Consider the following 22,098-nt stretch of genomic DNA (forward strand, 5'->3'; position numbering starts at 1 on the left):
TCTGGCCCGGGGCACTTCAGCGGTCGCGATGGCGCACACCCGGAGCGCGACGCCATGATTCAAGCGGCGGGGAGTGTCAGCCCAGGTACTGGTGCACCAGCACTGCGATCGCGTAGAGCACGGTCACGCCCAGGTTGATGAAACCGCACTGCTTGAGCACGGGGATCAGCTCGCGCCGGTCGGTGGTCCTGAGCACGGTCATGGCCGCGCCGATGGCCAGTGGCGTCACGGCATAAATCAGGAGCACCCACGGGTTGTGGGGCACGAGCAGCAACGGCAGGACCATCCCCACGAACAGCTCCGTGGTGAACGTGAGCCGGGCCTTCGGATCGCCCAGACGCACGGCCAGGGTCTTCTTGCCCACGGCGCGGTCCCCGGGGATGTCCCGGACATTGTTGGCCATGAGCAGCGCGCACGCGAACAGCCCTGTGGAGATCGCCAGGACCCACGACTCCAGGTTGAGCCGCCCGGCCTGGGTGATCGTGGTACCCAGGGTGGCCACGAGACCGAAGAAGATGAACACGAAGAGATCGCCGAGTCCCATGTACCCGTAGGGCTTCTTGCCACCCGTGTAGCCCCATGCCGCGAGGATCGCCAGAACACCCACCGCGGCGAGCCACCACTGCTGGGAGACCACCACGAGCGCGATGCCTGCGAGCGCAGCCAGCCCGAAGCACACGAACGCCGCGGTCTTGACCTCGCGGGGGGATGCCGCACCGGAGCCGGTCAGACGCAACGGGCCCACGCGATCGTCGTCCGTCCCGCGCACGCCGTCCGAGTAGTCGTTGGCGTAGTTCACCCCGATCTGCAGGAACAGCGCGACCAGCAGCGCGAGGACCGCGGGGCCCAACCGTGCGGCAGCCATCCACTGGGCGGCGGCGGTGCCGGCGATCACGGGGGCCGCGGCCATGGGAAGCGTACGCAGACGTGCTCCCTCGACCCACTGAGCTGGTGTGGCCACGGTGCAACCTTTCGAGAACGGGGACGGGTTCGTGTCATTGTTTCACGCGCTGTGCACGTGCACACGTTCCGGGGACACGATGAGTCCAGGCGGTCCCAGCGGCCCGGCCGTGGAGGCGGTCGCGGATTCCGGTCGGGCGCTGGGGCGCCTGAGTGCGTCAGGCATGCGCGGTCTCGCCGAGCCCAAGGGATGACGACGGCGCGAGCACGGTAAGCCGCCCGGTCTGGTTCAGCCCACCACCATGGCGGTGACGCGCTGGTCGGGATCCCACCGTCGCAGGCCCGCGATCTCGACCGCGCGCGGTGCGGGCACGTCTGCGAGTACTTCCAAGGCCTTACCCACCTGAGACGCGGTGAGTTGCTTACCCAGGGTCAGGTGCGGAACCCACGGGCGAGCCGGGGGTCGGGACTCCGCCGCGATCCGTTCCAGCTCGCGGACGGCCTCCGTGACCCCGGGTGGCACAATCACCGACTCCGCGAGCACGAAGGGCCCGTGCCCCACAACGAGCAACCCAGGGATGTCCACGGAACACGGCAACAATGCGGAAAACACCTCCCGTGCTCGGGCCAGGACGTGTTCGGGTATCGAGGGCGCGGACAGTGCGGTGATGTGCGGGGCGTTGGACGCACCGCGATGCGTGGCGAGGCTCGGTAGACCGGCCCCGTGCAGTGCCGCCCACCGCGAGCGGATCAGATCATCTGAGGCGGGGGAGAGCACCAGGTCGAGGGAGTGCGCGGGCATGATGTCACCTCGTCCCGTCCGTGGGGTCGTCGCGCAGGACCGCCCGGCCTGTCGCGGTCGGCAGCCACACCCCGGCCCCGTGGAACGCCGGCGCGCTATACATCGGGGCTCGCGAACAACGCTTCGGCGGAACGGCGGTCGGGTTTCCCCGTGGCCAGCATGGGCAGTTGCGCCACGTGACGCCACAGCTTGGGCACCGCGGGGGCTCCGAGCCCGTCCCGGATCGCCGAGGACAGTTCACGCTCCACGGCATTGAGGTCCGAGCCCTCCCGCAGCGCGATCAACGCCGCGACCGCCTGCCCCCACTCCGGGTGCGGCACAGCGAGCACGAGTGCCTGGCGGACCCGCTCATCACGCTGCAGTTCGGCCGCGACCAGTCCCGCGGAGACCTTCACACCGCCGGTGTTGATGACGTCGTCCGTGCGGCCCAGCACCCTGAGCGTCCCGTCCTCCCGCAGCACACCGAGGTCATCCGTGCGGTACCAGCGCACGCCGCCGATCACACGGAAGTGGTCCGCGGTCTGGGCGGGATCGTCCAGGTAGCCGTCGGCCACGGCCGCCCCGCCCAGCCAGATCCGGCCCTCCCGGCGCTCGTTCGGGTCGGGTACGGCGCTGGATGGTGCGCCGTCGGGGACGATCCCGGCGGTGACGGCGTCGAGCGCGGCGTCGTCGTACACGCAGCCCCCGCACGTCTCCGACATCCCGTATGTGCGCACCACGTGCACGCCCTCGTCCGCGGCGCGCGCGGCGAGGTCGGGGTACAGCGCGGAGCCGCCCACGAGGACGGCATCGAAGCGGGCGAGGGCGGCGACGGCGCGCGGGTCGGGTGCGCCGTCGCGCGGGTCCAGAATGCGCTGCAGCTGCGTAGGCACCACCGAGACGTAGCGCACCGGATGGGTGAGCCGCTGCGCGGCGTCCGCGAACGCGGCGGGGGTGAAATGCTCGGTGGGTATCGCGACCGGGTGCGTGCCCGCAAGCACCGAGCGCGCCAGCACCTGGATGCCCGCGACGTAGTGCGCCGGTAGGCACAGCAACCATTGACCGGGGCCTGCCGTGGCACGCTCGGTGGCGCGACCGGAGGCCGTGAGAGCTTGCGTGCTCAGCACGGTCTTCTTGGGGCGCCCGGTGGAGCCGGACGTCGCCACGACCACCGCAGGGCCCGGTCGGGACAGGGCTGCGGTCAGGCGCGGTACGAGCTCGAGTGGGTCCCCGGGGACGGGCCCGTCCAGGGTGACGACGTCGCTCGGCAGCGCACGCGCCTCGGGTGCCGGCACGGGCTCACCCGGCAACGCGGGATCATTCGGATAATCCGACATGCCGTGATGCTCAGAAGTAGTAGGGGAACGCGGACCAGTCGGGGTCGCGCTTCTGGAGGAAGGCGTCCCGGCCCTCGACGGCCTCGTCGGTCATGTAGCCCATGCGGGTGGCCTCGCCCGCGAAGACCTGCTGGCCCACCATGCCGTCGTCCGGGAGATTGAACGCGTACTTGAGCATCCGCACGGCCTGCGGGGACTGAGCGGTGATCTTACGGGCCCACTCGACGCTCGTCGTCTCGAGGTCCGCGTGCGGGACCACCCGGTTGACCGCGCCCATCCGGTGCATGTCCTCGGCGGAATATTCATCCGCGAGGAAGAAGATCTCTCGTGCGAACTTCTGGCCCACCTGGCGGGCCAGCAAGGCGGAACCGTAGCCGGCGTCGAACGAACCCACGGTCGCGTCCGTCTGCTTGAACTTGCCGTGCTCGCTCGACGCGATGGTGAGGTCGCACACCACGTGCAGCGAGTGGCCGCCGCCAGCGGCCCAACCGGAGACCGCCGCGATGACCACCTTGGGCATGGTGCGGATCAGGCGCTGGACCTCCAGGATGTGCAGGCGTCCGGCGCGGGCCGGGTCGATGGAGTCCGCGGTCTCACCCTCGGCGTAGTGGTAGCCGTCCCGGCCGCGGATGCGCTGATCGCCGCCCGAGCAGAACGCCCACCCGCCGTCCTTGGCGGAGGGGCCGTTGCCCGTGAGGATCACGGCGCCAACGTCCGAGGACATCCGGGCGTGATCCAGGCTGCGGTACAGCTCGTCCACGGTCCCGGGACGGAATGCGTTGCGCACCTCGGGCCGGTCGAACGCGATCCGCACCCACGGCAGATCCCTGACCACGTCCCCGTCCCGTTCCACCCCGCGGTGGTAGGTGATGTCCTGCAGGTCCTCGAAGCCCTGCACCGGACGCCACTGCTGCGGGTCGAAGATCTCGGATACCTGCTCGGGAAGCTGCGCGTTGGTCATGGGTACCACTCTAGGCAGGTGGCCGGGGCGCCGTCCCACTCGGCGTCGGGTCCGTTGACGTCGCTGTGCCCGCCGCCGCTGCTCGGTCGTGGCCGTTCGAGCGGCCCGCCATCGCGACCGCGCACGCGCCGACGACCACGGCCACGAACGTCAAGGTGAGGAACGTGAAGGTGAGCATTCCCGTCACCGCTGTCACCACCAACAGGATGACACCGGCGACGATCGCGCCGATGCCCAGCGCGCGGCCACGTTTCGCGGTCGAGTCCATGCCCACCTCTCCGTCGGGGGCTGCCCCCCTAACAACCGCGTCCGAGGGCTCGGCCATACTGGAACCCATGAGTGCCGCCCCGTTCGACGTCCGCCGGATCAGCCGGGGCCTGCCGTTCGCGGAGTCCGTGCCGGCTCTGCAGGAGGCGCTGCGCGGGGGCGCGGCCGTGGTGCAGGCCCCGCCCGGGACGGGCAAAACCACTCTCGTGCCGCCGGTGGTGTCCAACGCGGTCCGGGAAAACCTCGTAGGGGCGTCCGGTGCGGATGCTGATCCCGTCACCGGCCGCGTCGTCGTCGTCCAGCCCCGCCGGGTGGCCGCTCGGGCCGCCGCGCGCCGGCTGGCCGCGCTCACGGTGACGGAGCCGGGCGGCGTCATCGGCTGGAGCGTGCGGGGCGAGCGCAGGACGTCGAAGGCCACTCGGGTGGAGTTCGTGACCCCCGGCATCCTGCTGCGCCGACTGCTGCAGAACCCGGAACTGGCCGGGACCGCGGCCGTGGTGCTGGACGAGGTGCACGAGCGGGGCGTGGAGTCGGACCTGCTCGTGGGGATGCTCGCGGAGCTGCGGCAGCTGCGGGAGGACCTCGTGCTCGTGGCCATGTCCGCCACGGTGGAGGCGAAACGGTTTGCGGCCCTGCTGGGAGGGGACGCGCCCGCTCCGGTGGTGGACTGCCCGTCCGCGCTGCATCCGCTCACAGTGGAGTGGGCGCCGGGCCCGCAGCGCCTCGACGAACGGGGTGTCACCCCCGCGTTCCTGGCTCATGTGGCCCGCACCGCCGCGGCGGCTCATGCCCGCGCCGTGGCCACCGACCCGACCGTGGACGCCCTCGTGTTTCTCCCCGGCGCCCGGGAGGTCTCCCGTGTGGCGGCCCAGCTGCGGGGCCTCACCGACGCCGAGGTCTTGGAACTGCACGGTCAGCTCAGCCCGCGCGAGCAGGACCGCGCCGTCGCGGGCCGCGCGCCGGGGGAGCGCCCGCGCATCGTGGTCACCACGTCCCTCGCAGAGTCCTCGCTCACCGTCAACGGCGTGCGCCTCGTGATGGACTCTGGTCTGGCCCGCCAGCCCCGCCGGGACGCCGGGCGCGGGATCTCCGGGCTCGTCACGGTCTCGGCGTCCAAGGCGTCGGCCGAGCAGCGCGCCGGCCGCGCCGCTCGCCAGGGCCCGGGCACGGTGGTGCGCTGCTACGACGACGCCGCCTGGGGCGCCATGCCCGCCCACTCCGTTCCCGAGGTGCGCACAGCGGACCTCACCGCCGCGTGCCTCGCGCTCGCCGTGTGGGGCTCACCGGGAGGTGAGGGGATGGCCCTGCCGGACCCGCTGCCGCCCCGTGCCCGCGCGGACGCCGAAGCCGAGCTGACGCGCCTCGGCGCGGTAGCCGAGGACGGCCGCGCCACCGGCCTCGGACGCCTGCTGGTCTCCCTGCCGGTGGAACCCCGCTGGGGTCGCGCCCTGTTGGACGGAGCGGACCTCGTGGGTGCTAGAACGGCGGCGGAGGTCATCGCCGCCGTCTCCGACGGCGTCCGCGTGCCCGCCGCGGACGTCCCCGCGCTGGTGCGCGGGCTGCGCTCCTCCCGTGGTGACGAGTCCGCTCGGTGGCGCCGCGAGGCGCAGCGGTTGGAACGGATGGCGGCGCACCCCGCGCTGGCGGGCGACGGTGCGGCGGAGGGAGCCGAGGAGAACACGGACGCGCCGCCCCGCGGGCCGGAATCGGACGTGCCCGCCGACGTCCGGGAGGGTGTCGTCGTGGCCCTGGCGCGGCCCGAGTGGATTGCCCGACGGATGGACGCCCACGGGGACCAGTGGCTGCTCGCCTCCGGAACACGCGCGGGGCTGGAGGCCGGGAGCCCGCTGCGTCACCACGAGTGGCTGGCCGTCGCCGAACTGACGCGCGCCGCGGGCAGGGTTGCCGCGGGCACCGGCGCGGTGATCCGTGCGGCGGCACCCCTGGACCTGGCGCACGCGCAGCTCGCCGCCGGTCCGCTTGCCCGCACTGAGACGCGCGCGAGCTTCTCGAACGGTCGCGTGAGCACCCGCGAGGTGCGTGCGGTGGGCGCGATCGAGCTCTCCGCCACGCCCGTCCGCGCGGATCCGGACGCCGCCGTGCCCGCCATCCGCGCCGCGCTCGCCGCCGAGGGCCTGGACCTGCTGCCGTGGGACGACGCCGCCCGCGGCCTGCGCGCCCGGCTCGCGCTGCTGCGTCGTCACCTGGGGGAGCCGTGGCCCGCGGTCGACGACGCCGCCCTGGTCGAGCGCGTGACCGAATGGCTCGCCCCCGAACTGCGGGACGTGGCGCGTGGCGGGTCGCTGCGGTCGATCCGCGTGGTCGATGCGCTGCGCAGGCTGCTGCCCTGGCCGGAGGCGGCGCGCTTGGACGAGCTGGTCCCCCAGCGGCTCATGGTTCCCAGCGGGAACACCGCCCGGATCGACTACCCGGCGGTCTTCTCGGAGGACGAACCCGCCCGTTCGCCGGTGGTCGCGGTGAAACTGCAGGAGTGCTTCGGGTGGGCGCAGACGCCGCGCGTCGTGGCCGGGCGTGTGCCCGTGCAGTTCCACCTGCTCTCCCCGGGGCGGGCCACGCTGGCCATCACGGAGGACCTCGCGTCCTTCTGGTCGGGGCCCTACGCCCAGGTGCGCGCGGAGATGCGTGGCCGCTACCCCAAACACCCCTGGCCCGAGGACCCGTGGAACGCGGTGGCCACCGCGAAGACCTCCAGGGCGCTGCGCAGGGACGGGTGAACCCACCCCCGGTTGAGATCAGGTGTGAGCTGGGTTACTGTGGGGTCACCGTTTACGCCCGAGCGCATCACCGTGCGCCGCGGCCCGCGCATTCGAGGGATGTCGAGGCCGCCGGGCACCAGGACTGGCAGACAAGCTGCACCAACCGCCCCATCGTTCAGGTTGGTCCGTGCGTTCGGCTGACCTGCGCCACCCCGATTTCCCGCTCACCCGGATCGGTGCACCTGCCCGACGCCCACGTGTTGGGGCAGTCGTGACACGTCGGGCCCCGGGCGGCGCCCGGGACTCGCGGGGGCGCGTCCGTTCACAGACATAGATCGCGAAGTGACATCATGACCACCACCATTCCGGACACCACCACCATGACCATCGATCCCACCGAGACCCCCGCCGTGGGCCCGGAGCTGGCCCGTTCGTGGCTGCTTGTCAACGGCTCCCACACGTCCCGTTTCGACCAGGCCGCGCAGAGTGCCGCGGACGCCGTGGTACTGGACGTCGAGGACTCCGTGGCACCCGCGGACAAGGCCCAGGCCCGCGAGAACGTGATCGAGTGGCTCGGCTCCCGCAACCAGGAGGGTCAGGTCAACCGCGCGTGGGTGCGCGTCAACGGCTTCGGCACCGCCTGGTGGGAGGACGACCTCCTGGCGCTGAGGGACGTCCCCGGCCTGGACGGCGTGATGCTGGCCATGACCGAGTCCCCCGAGCACGTGACCCGCACCGCAGAGATACTGCGCGGCACCCGCATCGTGGCCCTGGTGGAGACCGCCCGCGGGGTGCAGAACCTGCAGGACATCGCCACCGCGCGCTCCACGTATCGCTTGGCGTTCGGGATCGGCGATTACCGCCGTGATACGGGCTTCGGCGAGAACCCGATGGCGCTGGCGTACACGCGCTCGCAGTTCACCATCGCGTCCCGCGCCGCGAACCTCCCGGGTCCCATCGACGGCCCGGCGGTGGGTGCGCTGGGCGCCAAGCTCGCCGAGGCCACGGGCATCACGGACGAGTTCGGCATGACCGGCAAGCTGTGCCTCATGCCCGAGCAGACCGCCACGGTCAACGAGGGCCTGTCCCCGTCCCTCAGCGAGCTCTCGTGGGCCACCGAGTTCCTGCAGGAGTTCGAGGAGGACGGCGGCCAGATCCGCAACGGCTCCGACCTGCCCCGACTGGCCCGGGCCCGCAAGGTGTTGGGGCTGGCGTCGGCATTCGGGATGCGCTTGCCGGAGGGCTACGACATGCACTTCGAGGCCCCCACGGACACCTACCACTGCTGACCTGGGCAGGGCGTGTGGCCCGGACCCGGGAGCGCCTTCAAACGTGGCCGTGGCTTGGGAGTGTCTGGAAAGTCGGCCGTGGCCTCCGCGTTGAAGCACACTCGAAGAGCGCAGCCCACAACGGCGCGGGACACCACCGCCCCGACGTGGGCTGCTCATTGCCAGGCATTGCCGTCGTGGCCGAAAATGGGGTGGGGACCGCGCGGTGCCCACCGCGCGGGACGCCACCGAACGGCGTCGCCGTCCCCGTCAGCTGATCCGGGTTCGCGGGTCCCCCGCGGGCGCGGTCGGACCGAGCGCGTCGAATGGAGAATGAGCCGTGAGCCCGTCAAACGAAACTACCGTGCGCCGCACCAAGATCGGGATCGTGGGGGCGGGATCCGTGGGGACATCCCTGGCCTACGCCGCGATGATCCGGGGCACGTCCACGGACATCGCCCTCTACGACCTGCAGACCGCCAAGGTGGAGGCCGAGGCACTGGACCTCTCTCACGGCCAGATGTTCGCCCCGGGTGTCCGGGTGGAGGGCTCGGACGACGTCGCCGTGCTCAAGGACGCGGACATCATCTTCGTGACCGCGGGCGCCAAGCAGAAGCCGGGGCAGACCCGCCTGGATTTGGCCGGTGCGAACACCGCGATCCTCAAGTCGCTCATGCCGCAACTGGTGGAGCAGGCGCCGCAGGCGGTCTTCGTGCTGGTGACCAACCCGTGCGACGTGCTCACCGTGGTGGCCCAGCAGATCACAGGGCTTCCCCACCAGCGGATCATGAGCTCCGGCACCGTGCTGGACACCTCCCGGCTGCGCTGGTTGATCGGCAGCGAGGCGCAGGTGAACACCAGCAGCGTGCACGCCTACATCATCGGTGAGCACGGGGACAGCGAGTTCCCCGTGTGGTCCTCCGCGAGCATCGGTCAGGTGCCGCTCAGCGAGTGGGAGGTGGACGGGCGCCGGCCCTTCACCACCGAGCGCCTGGACGAGCTCAAGGACCAGGTGGTCAACGCCGCCTACCGCGTGATCGAGGGCAAGGGCGCCACCAACTACGCGATCGGCCTGGCCGGGGTGCGTATCGCGGAGGCCGTGCTCAAGGACCAGCAGTCGGTGCTGTCCGTGTCCACCGTGCTGGAGGACTACTACGGCGTGAGCGGCGTGGCCCTGTCCGTGCCATCCGTGGTGGGGGGCGCCGGTGTGGGCCAGCAGCTGCGCATTCCCATGGGCGAGCCCGAGAAGCAGCAGCTGCGCGCGTCAGCGGGGACCATGCGGTCCTCGCTGCACGACCTCGGCTTCTGAGCCCGCGCGCCCCGGCGGAACGGGTTTCGCAGGAATGAACGACGCCCTCGCACCGTGCGGTGCGAGGGCGTCGTCCGTCTGCGCCGCGGCGCAGGCCGTGGAACTCAGACGGTCCCGGGGGTGGTGCCACCGGCGGCCGCCTTGGCCGCGGCGGCGGGATCGGCTTGCTCGGGGTGGTGGACCAGGCGGAGGGTCTCGTCGAACTCGCGGTCGATCTCGGGGCTCTCCCGGTGGGTGGCCAGCGAGACGATGATGCCCACCAGACCACCCAGGATGAAGCCCGGGATGATCTCGTAGAGGTCACTCCACGGGGTGTACTGCCACAGGAACACGGTCGCGGCACCCACGACCATGGCGCTGATGGCGCCCGCGTTGGTGAGCTTGCGCCAGAACAGGCTCATGAGCACCACGGGGCCGAAGGCGGCACCGAAGCCGGCCCACGCGAAGCCCACGAGGTCCAGGATGGTGGAATTCTGTTCCCACGCGAGAGCGGCCGCCACGAGGGCCACGAGCAGCACGCCACCGCGGCCCAGCCACACCTGCGCCCTGGGGGACGGGGTGCGCTTGGCGGCCAGGTTGTAGAGGTCCTCCACCAGCGCGGAGGAGGAGACGATCAGCTGCGAGGAGATCGTGGACATCACGGCCGCCAGGACGGCGGCGAGCACGAGGCCCGCGATCAGCGGGTGGAAGAGCACCTGGGACATGTCCAGGAAGATGGCCTCCGGGTCCGTGGGCTCCTGGCCCGGGCGGTTGCCGTAGTAGGCCATGCCCACCAGGGCGGTGCCGATGGCACCCAGCACCGTGAGGATCATCCAGCCGATGCCGATCCGGCGCCCGGACTTGGCGTCCGCGGGGGTGCGCAGCGCCATGAAGCGCACGATGATGTGGGGCTGGCCGAAGTAGCCCAGGCCCCACGCGAGCGAGGAAATGATGCCCACCGCAGTGCCGCCCGCGAACAGGGACAGCGCGTCGGGGTTCACGTTCTCGATCCGGGTGGCCATCTCACCGGGCCCGCCCACCAGGAAGATGCCCACGATCGGCACGAGCAGCAGCGCGCCCAGCATCAGCAGACCCTGGAACAGGTCCGTGTAGGACGCCCCCAGGAAGCCTCCGAAGAATGTGTAGAGCACGGTCACCCCGGCCACCAGGAGCATGCCCGTGAGGTAGCTGGTGCCGAACGAGGACTGGAAGAACACACCCCCGGCCACCATGCCGGAGGAGACATAGAACGTGAAGAACACCAGGATGATCACACCGGAGATCACGCGCAGGATCCGGGTGTTGCCCTTGAGCCGGTTGTCCAGGAAGGACGGGATGGTGATCGAGTTGTGGGAGACCTCGGTGTACGCGCGCAGCCGCGGTGCCACGATCTTCCAGTTCACCCACGCACCGATGGTCAGCCCGATCGCGAGCCACGCCTCCACGAGACCCGAGAGGTACACGGCACCCGGCAGACCCATGAGCAGCCATCCGGACATGTCCGACGCGCCGGCCGACAGCGCAGCCACGCCGGGCTTGAGGTTGCGCCCGCCCAGCATGTAGTCGTCGAGGTTCTTGGTCTTGCTGTTGGCCCACAGGCCAATGCAGATCATGGCGATGAAATACGCCAGGATTGCCATGAGTTGGTACGCCTGATCGGACATACTCGTGCCTTCCGGTACGGGGTCGTTGGACTGCGCCCACTGTATAGGGGAGGTGACGCAGATCCCATGTGAGCCGTGTGAGACGGTTCACAACCCTACCGCTCCGGAGGCCCTACGGACGCGTCACCGGCCACGGTGTGAAGGTCGCGGGTTCGCGCCGCCATGAGCTCGGGTCCCAGCAGTCCAGCACGTCCGCGGTGGTGCGCACGGGGTGGATGATCCCCAGAGAGCCGGCGAGCCACGCGAGCACGTCCTGCGCCGTGTACCCGATGTCCTCGAGCTCCCCGAGCGTGACGGCGCCGTCCCGCTTGGCGAGCCGCGCCCCGGCGGGACCGAGCACCAGCGGCACGTGGGCGTATTCGGGCACCCGGTGCCCCAGCAGCCCCGCGAGATACGCCTGTCGCGGAGCGGACGGCAACAAGTCGTCCCCGCGCACCACCTGGTCCACACCCTGTTCGGCGTCGTCCACGACCACGGCCAGGTTGTACGCCGGCGTCCCGTCGTTGCGCACGAGCACCATGTCGTCCACGGCTCCCGTGTACTCGCCCACGAAGTGGTCGTGCACCGTGAACTCCCGAGTCTGCGCCCTCAGCCGGATGGCGGGGGGTCGCTGGGTACGACGTCGCGCGCGCTCGGTCGCACTCAGGTTCCGGCACGTGCCGGGGTACGCGCCCGGGATGCCGTGGGGAGCGGAGGCCGCCGCGTGGATCTCCTTGCGCGTGCAGAAGCACTCGTACGTGAGGCCCGCCTCGGTGAGGTCCTGGACGCGGTCCAGGAATCGGGGAATGCGTTCGGACTGGTGGTCCACGGGGCCGTCCCAGTCGAGGCCGATCGCCCGCAGATCCGCCACGTTGCGCTGTGCTGCCCCCTTCTTGACCCGGTCCAGGTCCTCCACGCGCAACAGGAAGCGGCGCCCCGTGGCCCGCGCGAATCCCCACGCGGCCAGGGCCGTGCGCAGGTTTCCCAGGTGCAGGTCCCCCGACGGCGACGGCGCGAAGCGGCCCGCCGGGGTCACGGGGGTGTCGGGGCTGGTCGAAAACACGCGGCACACAGTAGCACCGCCCCGCCGCGGGTTCCCGTCGCGCGGGGCGGCCGGAGCGGCGTCGTGCCCCATGCCCCGGTGGCTTGCGGCGATACGTAGAGGGTGCGGGGTTGCCGATAGAGTGAGCCCCATGGCACGCACCCAGGAGTTGCGCCCCGGCGTCTATGTGATCGGCACCGAGAACTGGAGATTGAACTCCGGTCTGGTGCTGGGCACTCAGCGCGCCCTGGTGATCGACACGGGTGCGGGGCCTCGCCAGGGCCGGGAGATCCTGACCGCGGTGCGTGAGCTCACGGAGCTGCCGCTCACCGTGGTGAACACGCACGCGCACTACGACCACTACATGGGTAACGCGGTGTTCACGCGCGCCGGGGCCACCGAGTTCTGGGCGCACAAGGCGTGCGCGGCCGCGATGGCGGAGGTCGGCGAGTACCAGCGCAGTTTCGTGAGCACGCAGGAACCCGAGATGGGTGAGGGCCAGGGCATGGACACCCAGCTCGTGATGCCCACCAACACTCTTCCGGGGGACGGTCGCAGGCCTTCCCTGACCCGGATCGACCTGGGGGAACGCCCCGTCACCTTGTTCTTCCTGGGCCCCGGTCACACGGACAACGACGTGTGCGTGGGCGTGGACGACGTCGTCTTCTGCGGTGATCTCGTGGAGGAGGGGGCGGACCCCAACTTCGAGGATGCCTACCCCCAGCGCTGGGTGGAGTCCTTGCGCGCGCTCGCGACTCTGGAACGCTACCGGGTGTTCGTGCCGGGCCACGGCTCGCCCGTGACCGGCAACTTCGTGTCCCAGCAGGCGGACACCATGGAGCTGGCCATCCGGCGCGCTCGGGACGTGGGCCTCTCCGGTGAGGGCCCGTCCACCGCCTCGATGTACCGCTTGCCGTACCAGGCCGGCGTGGCCAGGGTGTTCCTGGACCGATTGGCGGCGATCTAGCCGGTCGTCACTCCCGGACGTCCGATAGCAGTTGCGTTCGTTGTCACCGGGCCGCCGTCACCGGGTCGTGTCGCGCAGTCGCCGCGCCACGAGCGACCACCCCAGGGCCGCGGCCGCCGCGATGCCCACGTACCCCGCCGTGAGCGTGACCCGCCCGGCAAGCGTGCCCGCCACGGTCGGGGAGGGCCACCAGATTGCTGCCGCGAGCAATGCCGCGGCCAACACGGTCAGGGTGATCGCGGTGCCCAACCGGGGTCGCGCGGGGAATCGCGGGCGGTACACGGGCGCTCCGTAGGGGGCGGGCTGCGACCGCGTCGGCTGGGGCTGCTGGTGCCCGTACTGCGCGTGCGGGTACCCCTGCTGAGCCTGCGGGTACGATGCCGCCCGCTCCTGCTCACCACGCTGCTGTTCCGCGAACTGCCGCTCGGCGCGCTCGTGGGCCGGTGGAAGATAGGCACTCTCGCCCCGGTCCTCGCTCCATTCGATGTCCTGGCGTCTACGCGAACGGTTCTTTCGGAACTGCCGGTAGAACTGGAGCGATGCCGCTCCGGGACGGGCGTCGGTACGGGAGAGAGCGGCGTCGACGGCGCGTGCCACGAGGGTTGCCACGACGCCCCACCCGCCCACGATGAGCAGCGCGGCCGCGGCGTCCGTGGGACGGTGCCAACCGTTGAGGATGGTGAGCATGCCAGTGACCGCCGCTATCAGGGCTCCCCAGCGCCCCACCCTGGCCCGCAGGTGGGGAGGCGCCACGAGCAGCACGGCCATGAGCGCGGAGGCCGCCGCGGTCGTGTGACCGGACGGGAACGAGTTGGACGCGATCTGCTGGATCCCCAAATCGGGTTTGTCGAGCACCCCGTGCTTGAGGAACTGGGTGGTCACGTTCGCAGCGAACGCCGCCCCCGCGGCACATACGGCGGCCGTCCAACGGCGGTAGCGCACGGCCCACACGAGCGCGAGGACGCCGGCGGCCACCGCCCCGAGCTCCGGGACGTACTGCGCGAGGACGAGGGCCGCGCCGGGGAAGTAGACATTGCGGTCGGCCTTGGCCTGGGCCAGGGCGACCTCGTCGAGTGCCTGACCCGTGACCGTGTGCAGACTGCCGTACGCGATGAGCATGACCAGACCCCACAGCACCGCGAGCGCCAGGAACGCACCGACCACGGTCCGGGTGGTCACCGAGCGGGCGGAGGTCCCGGCCGGTGGGCCGGCGAACTGCGGATAGGAGGCCTCGGGGCCGCGGGGGGAGGGGGCGTGGGACACGGAAGACTTACCTCACCGATAGAAGGACAAGTGGGCCCACCCGGGTGTGGCGGGCCCGTCCCCATGGTGACACGTTCCGCCCGGACGGTGCTGTGAGTTCCGGGGTGGGCCGCCCGGGCCGAGGGCGCCACCAGGGTGGTCCTCAGTGAGCGAACGAGTTCTGGGGCGACATCCGGACCTAGCGTGCTCATTGGGGCGAGTTCCGACGGCGAGATCTGCCAGATATCAAAAGCGTTCGGTAACTAATCAATATGGATTTCGTCCAAATAATCGAATTGCGTAGTCCTACCCTTACGATAACGCCAATTTCATGCTAGCCGATCCAGTTTTTGAGGCGGATGTTGTCTTTAGCGGCTGAACTGCTTATGAGTTACCGAGTCAAATCCATATCGTGTGAGACAAAACACAGAATGTCATTCCATTCCTCCAAGGAGATATCATGCAGTTTCATGTAGATGGCTATCAAACCGGTGATCCCATGACTATGCCCGCTCAGGGCTCGGGGGTGGATCGTCCCGCCGAGTTGCCCGACACCATGGACGTGCTGATCGTGGGGTGCGGTCCCGCCGGGTCGATCACCGCAGCACAGCTGTCCCGGTTCCCAGAGGTCAACACCAGGTTGATCGAACGCCGGGGACACCGATTGCCGTTGGCCAATGCGGATGGCGTGCACTCCCGGACCATGGAGACGTTCCAGGCGTTCGGCTTCGCCCACGAGATCTACGAGGAAGCGCACACCATCACGGACATGGCGTTCTGGAAGCCTGATCCCCAGGACCCGGAACGTATCATCCGCGAGATGAGCACCCGCGAATTACAGGAAGAATTCAGCGAATGGCCCATGATGCTGATCACCCAGGTGCGCATCATCGATTATTTCAATCGGTTCATCAAGAACGCGCCCACTCGGATGGAACCGGATTACGGGCCCTTCACAGATGAGCATGGGTAGCGGTGTGCGCGTGGGCGTCTCGAGGGGTGTGTTGTGAGGTCTGGGTAGAGGTCGAGGCCTCCAGGATGGGTAGCGACCAAGCAACCCGATCCATGAAGGCCTCGACGTGTCTCATGCTATCTGCGCGCCCGCGTGCGCGCTCTTCGACCTGCCCGACGTCCATGTCAGGGCCGTGGAACGCGGACCACGCTCGTTCACCGTGGTGGTGGAGACTTCTCCGACGCTGGTGGGGTGCCCGTCCTGCGGGGTGCTCGCCACCGGCCACGGCCGCCGGGAGGTCGTGCTCCACGATCTGCCCTGCGCTGGGGTGCCCGTGCGGGTGGTGTGGCGCAAGCGGATCTTCAGGTGCCGGGAGGACGCCTGCGAGGTCGTGACGTTCAGCGAGGTCCACGAGCTGGCCGCGCCGCGGGCCAAGCTCACCACCCGCGCGATCGCCTGGGCGGTGACGCAGCTGCGCTCCCACGACATCGCGGTCTCCGCCCTGGCGGACATGCTCGGAGTCGCCTGGAACACCGTCTGGCACGCCGTGGCCCCGGTCATCGAAGGCCAGCTGGCCGCGGAGGATCGGCTGGCCGGGGTGGACGCCCTCGGTGTCGACGAGCACGTGTGGCGCCACGTGGGTCCACCCGGCACCGGGCTGGTCACCGGGATCGTGGACCACTCCCGCGGCGAGGACGGCCGGCCCCGGGCGCGACTGCTGGACCTGGTCAAGGGGCGCACGGGGGCGGCCTACGGCGACTGGCTCACCGAGCAGGGTCCGGCGTTCACGAGCGGGATCCGCACGGCGACGCTGGACCCGTTCCACGGCTACGCCAACGCCATCCGCGACGAACTCCCTGAGGCGATCACCGTCCTGGACGCCTTCCACGTGGTGAAACTCGGTGGGCAGGTCGTGGACGAGGTGCGTCGTCGGGTGCAGCAGGACACCCTGGGCCACCGGGGCCGGGCCGGGGACCCGCTCTACGGGATCCGCCGCACCTTGCAGATCGGCGCCGAGCACCTCACCGCCAAACAGATCACCCGGCTCAACACCAAGCTTGAGGCCGGGGACCCGCACCACGAGGTGACCCTGGCCTGGCACTGCTATCAGAAGCTGCGTGCGATCTACCACGCCCGCCCCGAGACCGGCCGCCGGCTGGTCGCCGAGATCCTTGCCGCCTTCCCGTCCTGCCCGATCCCGGAGATCGCCCGGCTCGGGCGGACCCTGCGCCGGTGGAAGGCCGCGATCCTGGCCTACTTCGACACCGCCGGGGCCTCCAACGGGCCCACCGAGGCCGTGAACGGGGTGATCGAGACGATGCGCCGGGTCGCCCGCGGCTTCCGGAACTTCGACAACTACCGCCTACGCGCCCTGCTCGCCGCCGGCGGACACCGGCCGTGGCGCAAGACCCCTACCCATGCTCATCTGTGAAGGGCCGGATTACGGGCTCTTCAGGATCCAGGGTGTAGTTGGGGTCGGCGCGTCGGTCGCCGGATAGGGGTCGAGGCCTCCCGAAGATGAAGGTTCCTACACGCCTCATCTGGAAGACCTCGACGTGCCTGACGCTACCTTCGCCTGCCCTGACTTGACCACCTTCTGCTGTCTCGACGAGCTCGGTCTTGACGTCGTCGGTCAGCGCCTCGAGCCCGAGCAGGCGATCCTGGCCTGCCGGGTCCTGGAACCGGACCAGTGGTGCCGACGCTGCGGCTGCGAGGGCACGCCCCGCGACACCGTGGTGCGGCGCCTGGCGCACGAGCCGCTGGGCTGGCGACCTACGACGCTGCTGGTCACGGTTCGCCGCTACCGGTGCACCGGGTGCGGACACGTGTGGCGCCAGGACACCACCAAGGCGGCCGAGCCGCGGGCGAGGCTCTCCCGTCGCGGTCTGCGGTGGGCGCTGGAAGGGATCGTGTGCCAGCACCTGACCGTGGCCCGCGTCGCCGAAGGCCTGGGAGTCTCGTGGAACACCGCCAACGACGCCGTGCTGGCCGAGGGCAAGCGGGTGCTCATCGACGACCCCGGCCGGTTCGACGGGGTCAAGGTCATCGGCGTCGACGAGCACGTCTGGCGCCACACCCGCCGCGGCGACAAGTACGTCACCGTCATCATCGACCTCACCCCGGTTCGCGCCGGGACGGGTCCCGCCCGGCTGCTGGACATGGTCGAGGGCCGCTCCAAACAGGCGTTCAAGACATGGTTGGCCGAGCGCGAGAACCCTTGGCGCCAGGGCGTGGAAGTAGTCGCGATGGACGGGTTCAGCGGGTTCAAGACCGCCACCACCGAGGAGCTGCCCGAGGCGACCGCGGTCATGGATCCCTTCCACGTCGTGCGCCTGGCCGGCGATGCCCTGGATCAGTGCCGGCGCCGCGTTCAGCAGGACACCCGTGGCCACCGCGGCCGGGCCGGCGATCCCCTCTACTCGGCTCGCCGGACCCTGCACACCGGAGCGGACCTGCTCACCGACAAGCAGCGGGACCGGCTGGAGAAGCTGTTCACGGCCGACGCCCACGTCGAGGTCGAGGCCACCTGGGGGATCTACCAGAGGATGATCGCCGCCTACCGAGAACCCGACCGGGCCCGAGGCCGAGCGCTGATGCAGCGGCTGATCCACTCCCTCAGCCACGGCGTCCCGGGTGCGTTGAGCGAGGTGATCACGCTCGGCCGGACCCTGACCAAGCGGGCCACCGACGTGCTGGCCTACTTCGATCGTCCTGGTACATCCAACGGCCCGACCGAGGCGATCAACGGCCGGCTCGAACACCTGCGCGGCTCCGCGCTCGGGTTCCGCAACCTCACCAACTACATCGCCAGATCGCTCCTGGAGACCGGCGGGTTCAGGCCGCGACTACACCCTGGATCCTGAAGAGCCGGATTACGGCTACGAATTCGTGGACATGGAAGTCGCCCCCGAGGAAGAGAACCGCGAATACCCGATCACGGTGACCCTGCGCCGCACGGCCGGACCCGACGAGGGCCAAGAGCTTCAGGTGCGTACCAAGTATGTGGTGGGGGCGGACGGCGCTCGGAGCAATGTGCGCAAGTCCCTGGGGTATCGACTGCATGGCAAGCAGGCCAACCATGCGTGGGGCGTGATGGACATCTACGCGGACACCAACTTCCCGGACGTTCGCAAGAAGTGCACCATCAAGTCCTCGACCGGTCGCACCATCCTGCTCATCCCGCGCGAGGGCGGGTTCCTCTTCCGGCTCTACGTGGATCTGGGTGAAGTGGCGGAGGGTGATCGCTCCGTGCGTGAGACTCCACTCGAGGACGTGATCGCCACTGCTCAGCAGATCATGAGCCCGTACAAGCTGGATGTGAAGAACGTGGTGTGGCACTCGATCTACGAGGTGGGTCACCGCGTTTCCGACCATTTCGATGACCGCGCCTCGGAGAAGACCTCCAGCCAGGACCCCCGCGTGTTCATCACCGGGGATGCGTGCCACACGCACTCGGCCAAGGCGGGGCAGGGTATGAACGTGTCCATGCAGGACGGGTTCAACCTGGGGTGGAAACTGGGCCACGTGCTCTCCGGAAACAGCCCCCTGGAACTGCTGCGCACCTACGCGGAGGAGCGCAAGGACATCGCCCATCGTCTGATCGAGTTCGACAAGGCATGGTCCACCCTCATGGCGCAGCCGAGTGACCAGTTCGAGAACCCCAACGAACTGGAGGATTTCTACACGAAGAACGCCGAGTTCAACGCGGGCTACCTCACCGAGTACGAGCCATCGATGATCACGGCGGACACCAAGCACCAGGAACTTGCTGAGGGATACCCGCTCGGTAGGCGTTTCAAGTCCGCCATGGCGGGCCGTGTGTGCGATCTGGTGCCCATGCACATCGGGCACGATCACTTCGCGGACGGTCGGTGGCGTGTCTACGTTTTCGCTGACGACGCAGCTCCGGGAGTTTCCCAGACCCTCCAGGATTGGGCCCACTGGGCTGAAGGATCACTGTCGCCCGATCTGTTCGACACCAAGTTGATCCACCGCCAGCGGCACACCGAATTCGATGTCTCGGACGTGCCGGAGGCGTTCAAGCCCAAAACCGGCACGTTCCGACTGACGGACATGGAGAAGGTGTTTGGCACATTGGAGGGACACGACATCTTCGAAGAGCGCGGTATCAGCGCGGACGGTGCGGTGGTAGTGGTCCGCCCTGACCAGTACGTGGCCGGCATCTTCCCGCTGGGGGACACGGCGGAGATCGAGGAGTTCCTCTCAGGCGTATTTCCTTCGGTGCGCTCCGCGGCAATGATCAACGTCTGAGTCCCAGCCGCACCAGCGTTTCTTCACGCGCTGACCGGCTGACACTGGCGCCTCGGACCTCTCGATCCGGGGCGCCAGTGCATGTCGTGCTTCGCGCCTTACATTCCTCGTCTGCCGTCGACCCACGATGCGATGTGCATGCGGGTCGTGACGTCCAACTTGGTGAGGATGCGACCCACGTGGCCGTCCACGGTGCGCGGCGAGACCACCAGTTCTTCGGCCACCTGTCTGTTGGTCAGCCCCCGAGCCACCAGTTGAGCGACCTGCCATTCCTTGCGGGTCAGCGGTTGGATGTCCGTCTCCTGATCGGCATCCTGCGGTTCGGCGAGTGCCACCGCGATCGCTTCCTCCTTGGTCAAGCGCTTGTGCTCGAAGGGTGAGGAATCCGATGTTCCCGGTTCGAGTCCTTGTCCGACACGCTTGGCGGAGGCCCGGGAAATCTCGTCGATGTGGGGCCCGAACGCCCGGATCGTGGTTCCCAGACTGCGCCACACGGAGGCCGCGGCGCCAGAGAGTTCCACGGCGCGCGGGAAATCACGGGTGGAAGCGGCAACCCACGAGAGCAGTTCGGTCGTCAGGGCTGTGCAGATCGCGTCGTGGAAGTTCTTCTGGATGGTGAGGGCGTCCGTGGCGGCCGCTCGAGCTGCCGAATGATCCCCCATCATCCAGAGGCCGATCCCGCTGATCCAGAGAGAATACGCGCGTGTCCAGAGCTCGCCGTGCTCCGCGGCGGATTTAATGGCACGGTCGCACGTGGCCAGGGCGATCCGGGGATCGCCGTGGAAAACCTGCGCCATACCAAGTTGAAATTGTGCCGTGAGCCTCGCACTCAGATCGCCCACGCGGTCGTGGGCGGCTACTGCGCGTTCATAGTGAACTATCGCGGAGGAGAGGTCCCCTGTGAAGATGCCGTACAAACCGCTCCAGTGCTCCGTGTGAGCAAGCAGGCCGTCGTCCCCGAGGGCCGTGGCTACCCGTCGGCATTCGGCGAGGTATTCCGCGCCAGCTTCGTGATCGCCTTGCAACAGGCTGACCCAGGCGACCACCCACAACGCGGATCCTCGTTCGTGTCGTTCCGGGGCGTCGTCGTACTCGCCCAGCACACGGTCGAGCCAAAAACGTCCTTCGCTGAGGTAACCGTCCGACACCCAGTGGTGATGCAACGCCACCGCCAGGCGTGCAGCAGCGTTGATCTCACCGGGGGTGGCTACGGACCACTGCAATGCCGCCATGGAATTGGGGCGTTCCGTGCGAGCGCGCAGGATGAACTCACCCTGGCGCGGAGTAGACCACTGTTCGACCATGGTTTCCGCCCGGCGAAGAAAGCAATCCCGGTGACGACGGCGCAGCTCAGTGGCCGCGCCGTCGTTCAGCCGGTCGGCGCCGTATTCACGCACGGTCATGAGCTGGCGGTAGCGCACTGCCTCCCCGTTGCGTTCGGTGAGCAGGATGGACTTGGCCACGAGGCGATCCAACAAGTCCAGAACGAGATCCGGGACGAGACCATCGAAACTGCAGATCTCCTCGGCGGCTTCCAGATCGAAACTGCTGGGGAAGACTGACAGCCGTTGCCACAGCACCTGCTCCTCCGGGGTGCAGAGCTCGTAACTCCAGTCGATCAACGCTTGGAGTGTCCGGTGCCGGGGCTGAGCAGTGCGAGACCCGCGGCTCAACAATCGGAAGCGCTGGTCCAGGCGATCGAGCAACTGGGTCACGGACATGCTCTGCAACCGCGCAACGGCGAATTCGATGGCCAGTGGCATGCCGTCGAGGCGCGTGCACAACTCGATCACGGCCCTCTGGCTCTCGGGAGTGATCGCGAAGTCACCCACCACGTTCCGTGCACGGTCCACGAACAAGGCAATCGATTCGAAGCGTTCAAGGTCCTGAACCGCATGGTCGTCCTCCACGGAGGGTGTCGCCAAGGGAGGCACGGGATAGATCGCCTCGCCGACCATGCTCAGGGGCTCACGGCTGGTGGTGAGGATCCTCACCCCCGGGGCCGTGGCCAGGACACGGTCCACCAACTCCCCGGCCCCGGACAGCACGTGTTCACAGTTGTCGAGGAACAGCAACAACTCCTTGTCCTGCAGGTAGTCCGTCACTCGTTCCAGCGCCCCGCGATTCGACTGGTCTTGAATGGCCAGGGCGGAGGCGACTATCGGGCTGATGGGGGCACCGGGGTTGAGGGATCCCAGATCCACCATCCACGCACCGTCGCGAAAATGGGTCTGCAAGCGCTGACCGACTTCCATCCCCAGGCGGGTTTTGCCCACGCCTCCGGGGCCCGTGAGGGTCGTCAACCGCGAGCGGGACACCGTGGCCCGCGCTTCCTTCAGTTCCCTGCGACGTCCCACGAATGAGGTCGAAGCGGTACTGCTCGTCGCAAAGGACTGACTACCTACGCGGTTGACCATGCCCATCATCTTCTCGCGGCGAGGCCCGGAACAGAACTCACGAA

17 protein-coding genes are annotated in these 22,098 nt (G+C 69.1%); 8 read left to right on the forward strand and 9 right to left on the reverse strand.

The features are described 5' to 3' along the window. Positions 1–76: 76 nt before the first annotated feature. From ACW9PK_RS08360 to ACW9PK_RS08380, 5 genes are all read right to left on the reverse strand, one after another. On the reverse strand, positions 77–961 hold the full coding sequence (locus ACW9PK_RS08360) for a 1,4-dihydroxy-2-naphthoate polyprenyltransferase (RefSeq protein WP_085106236.1): 885 nt from the start codon (positions 959–961) through the stop codon (positions 77–79). Positions 962–1,189: 228 nt separating this feature from the next. Then, positions 1,190–1,702, reverse strand: coding sequence for a 2'-5' RNA ligase family protein (locus ACW9PK_RS08365; RefSeq protein WP_085106237.1), 513 nt, complete (start codon positions 1,700–1,702; stop codon positions 1,190–1,192). Positions 1,703–1,797: 95 nt separating this feature from the next. Continuing rightward, positions 1,798–3,018: an AMP-binding protein gene (locus ACW9PK_RS08370; RefSeq protein WP_085106238.1), complete on the reverse strand. Its 1,221-nt coding sequence runs from the start codon at positions 3,016–3,018 to the stop codon at positions 1,798–1,800. 10 nt (positions 3,019–3,028) lie between these two features. Next, positions 3,029–3,979 carry a 1,4-dihydroxy-2-naphthoyl-CoA synthase gene (locus ACW9PK_RS08375; protein WP_064846661.1) on the reverse strand — a complete coding sequence of 317 codons (951 nt, stop codon included), beginning with the start codon at positions 3,977–3,979 and terminating at the stop codon, positions 3,029–3,031. A gap of 10 nt (positions 3,980–3,989) precedes the next feature. Continuing rightward, a complete protein-coding gene (locus ACW9PK_RS08380) occupies positions 3,990–4,247 on the reverse strand; it encodes a hypothetical protein (RefSeq protein WP_457015528.1) in 258 nt (85 codons plus the stop codon). Positions 4,248–4,314: 67 nt separating this feature from the next. On the opposite strand from ACW9PK_RS08380, the gene hrpB reads away from it, so the two are divergent. The 3 genes from hrpB to ACW9PK_RS08395 all read left to right on the forward strand — a co-directional run bounded on the left by hrpB (position 4,315) and on the right by ACW9PK_RS08395 (position 9,540). Next, on the forward strand, positions 4,315–6,981 hold the full coding sequence (gene hrpB, locus ACW9PK_RS08385; RefSeq protein WP_457015529.1) for an ATP-dependent helicase HrpB: 2,667 nt from the start codon (positions 4,315–4,317) through the stop codon (positions 6,979–6,981). Positions 6,982–7,313: 332 nt separating this feature from the next. Beyond that, on the forward strand, positions 7,314–8,252 hold the full coding sequence (locus ACW9PK_RS08390; RefSeq protein WP_457015530.1) for an HpcH/HpaI aldolase/citrate lyase family protein: 939 nt from the start codon (positions 7,314–7,316) through the stop codon (positions 8,250–8,252). 319 nt (positions 8,253–8,571) lie between these two features. Further along, positions 8,572–9,540 carry an L-lactate dehydrogenase gene (locus tag ACW9PK_RS08395; RefSeq protein WP_457015531.1) on the forward strand — a complete coding sequence of 323 codons (969 nt, stop codon included), beginning with the start codon at positions 8,572–8,574 and terminating at the stop codon, positions 9,538–9,540. 104 nt (positions 9,541–9,644) lie between these two features. Here the strand turns inward: ACW9PK_RS08395 and putP are convergent, their stop codons facing one another. After that, on the reverse strand, positions 9,645–11,183 hold the full coding sequence (putP, locus tag ACW9PK_RS08400; RefSeq protein WP_457015532.1) for a sodium/proline symporter PutP: 1,539 nt from the start codon (positions 11,181–11,183) through the stop codon (positions 9,645–9,647). A gap of 112 nt (positions 11,184–11,295) precedes the next feature. Next, on the reverse strand, positions 11,296–12,225 hold the full coding sequence (gene gluQRS, locus ACW9PK_RS08405; protein WP_457015533.1) for a tRNA glutamyl-Q(34) synthetase GluQRS: 930 nt from the start codon (positions 12,223–12,225) through the stop codon (positions 11,296–11,298). A 130-nt stretch (positions 12,226–12,355) separates the two neighbouring features. On the opposite strand from gluQRS, the gene ACW9PK_RS08410 reads away from it, so the two are divergent. Next, complete coding sequence (locus ACW9PK_RS08410) at positions 12,356–13,171, forward strand: MBL fold metallo-hydrolase (protein WP_035965106.1); 816 nt, start codon at positions 12,356–12,358, stop codon at positions 13,169–13,171. A 57-nt stretch (positions 13,172–13,228) separates the two neighbouring features. Here the strand turns inward: ACW9PK_RS08410 and ACW9PK_RS08415 are convergent, their stop codons facing one another. Continuing rightward, positions 13,229–14,434 (reverse strand): phosphatase PAP2 family protein, encoded by a 1,206-nt coding sequence (locus ACW9PK_RS08415; RefSeq protein WP_457015534.1) that lies wholly within the window; start codon positions 14,432–14,434, stop codon positions 13,229–13,231. Between the two features lie 478 nt (positions 14,435–14,912). Here ACW9PK_RS08415 and ACW9PK_RS08420 point away from each other — a divergent pair, with 478 nt between their 5' ends. From ACW9PK_RS08420 to ACW9PK_RS08435, 4 genes are all read left to right on the forward strand, one after another. Next, positions 14,913–15,386: an FAD-dependent monooxygenase gene (locus ACW9PK_RS08420; protein WP_457015535.1), complete on the forward strand. Its 474-nt coding sequence runs from the start codon at positions 14,913–14,915 to the stop codon at positions 15,384–15,386. Positions 15,387–15,492: 106 nt separating this feature from the next. Next, entirely contained in the window at positions 15,493–16,797 is a 1,305-nt protein-coding gene (locus tag ACW9PK_RS08425) for an ISL3 family transposase (protein WP_457015429.1), read from the forward strand. A gap of 124 nt (positions 16,798–16,921) precedes the next feature. Further along, on the forward strand, positions 16,922–18,229 hold the full coding sequence (locus ACW9PK_RS08430; RefSeq protein ID WP_457015433.1) for an ISL3 family transposase: 1,308 nt from the start codon (positions 16,922–16,924) through the stop codon (positions 18,227–18,229). Between the two features lie 31 nt (positions 18,230–18,260). Next, positions 18,261–19,637 (forward strand): FAD-dependent monooxygenase, encoded by a 1,377-nt coding sequence (locus ACW9PK_RS08435; protein WP_457015536.1) that lies wholly within the window; start codon positions 18,261–18,263, stop codon positions 19,635–19,637. Positions 19,638–19,735: 98 nt separating this feature from the next. Here the strand turns inward: ACW9PK_RS08435 and ACW9PK_RS08440 are convergent, their stop codons facing one another. Then, a complete protein-coding gene (locus tag ACW9PK_RS08440; protein ID WP_457015537.1) occupies positions 19,736–21,994 on the reverse strand; it encodes a helix-turn-helix transcriptional regulator in 2,259 nt (752 codons plus the stop codon). Between the last annotated feature and the right edge of the window lie 104 nt (positions 21,995–22,098).

The sequence above is a fragment of the Kocuria sp. MNB10 genome (genome assembly GCF_054073685.1).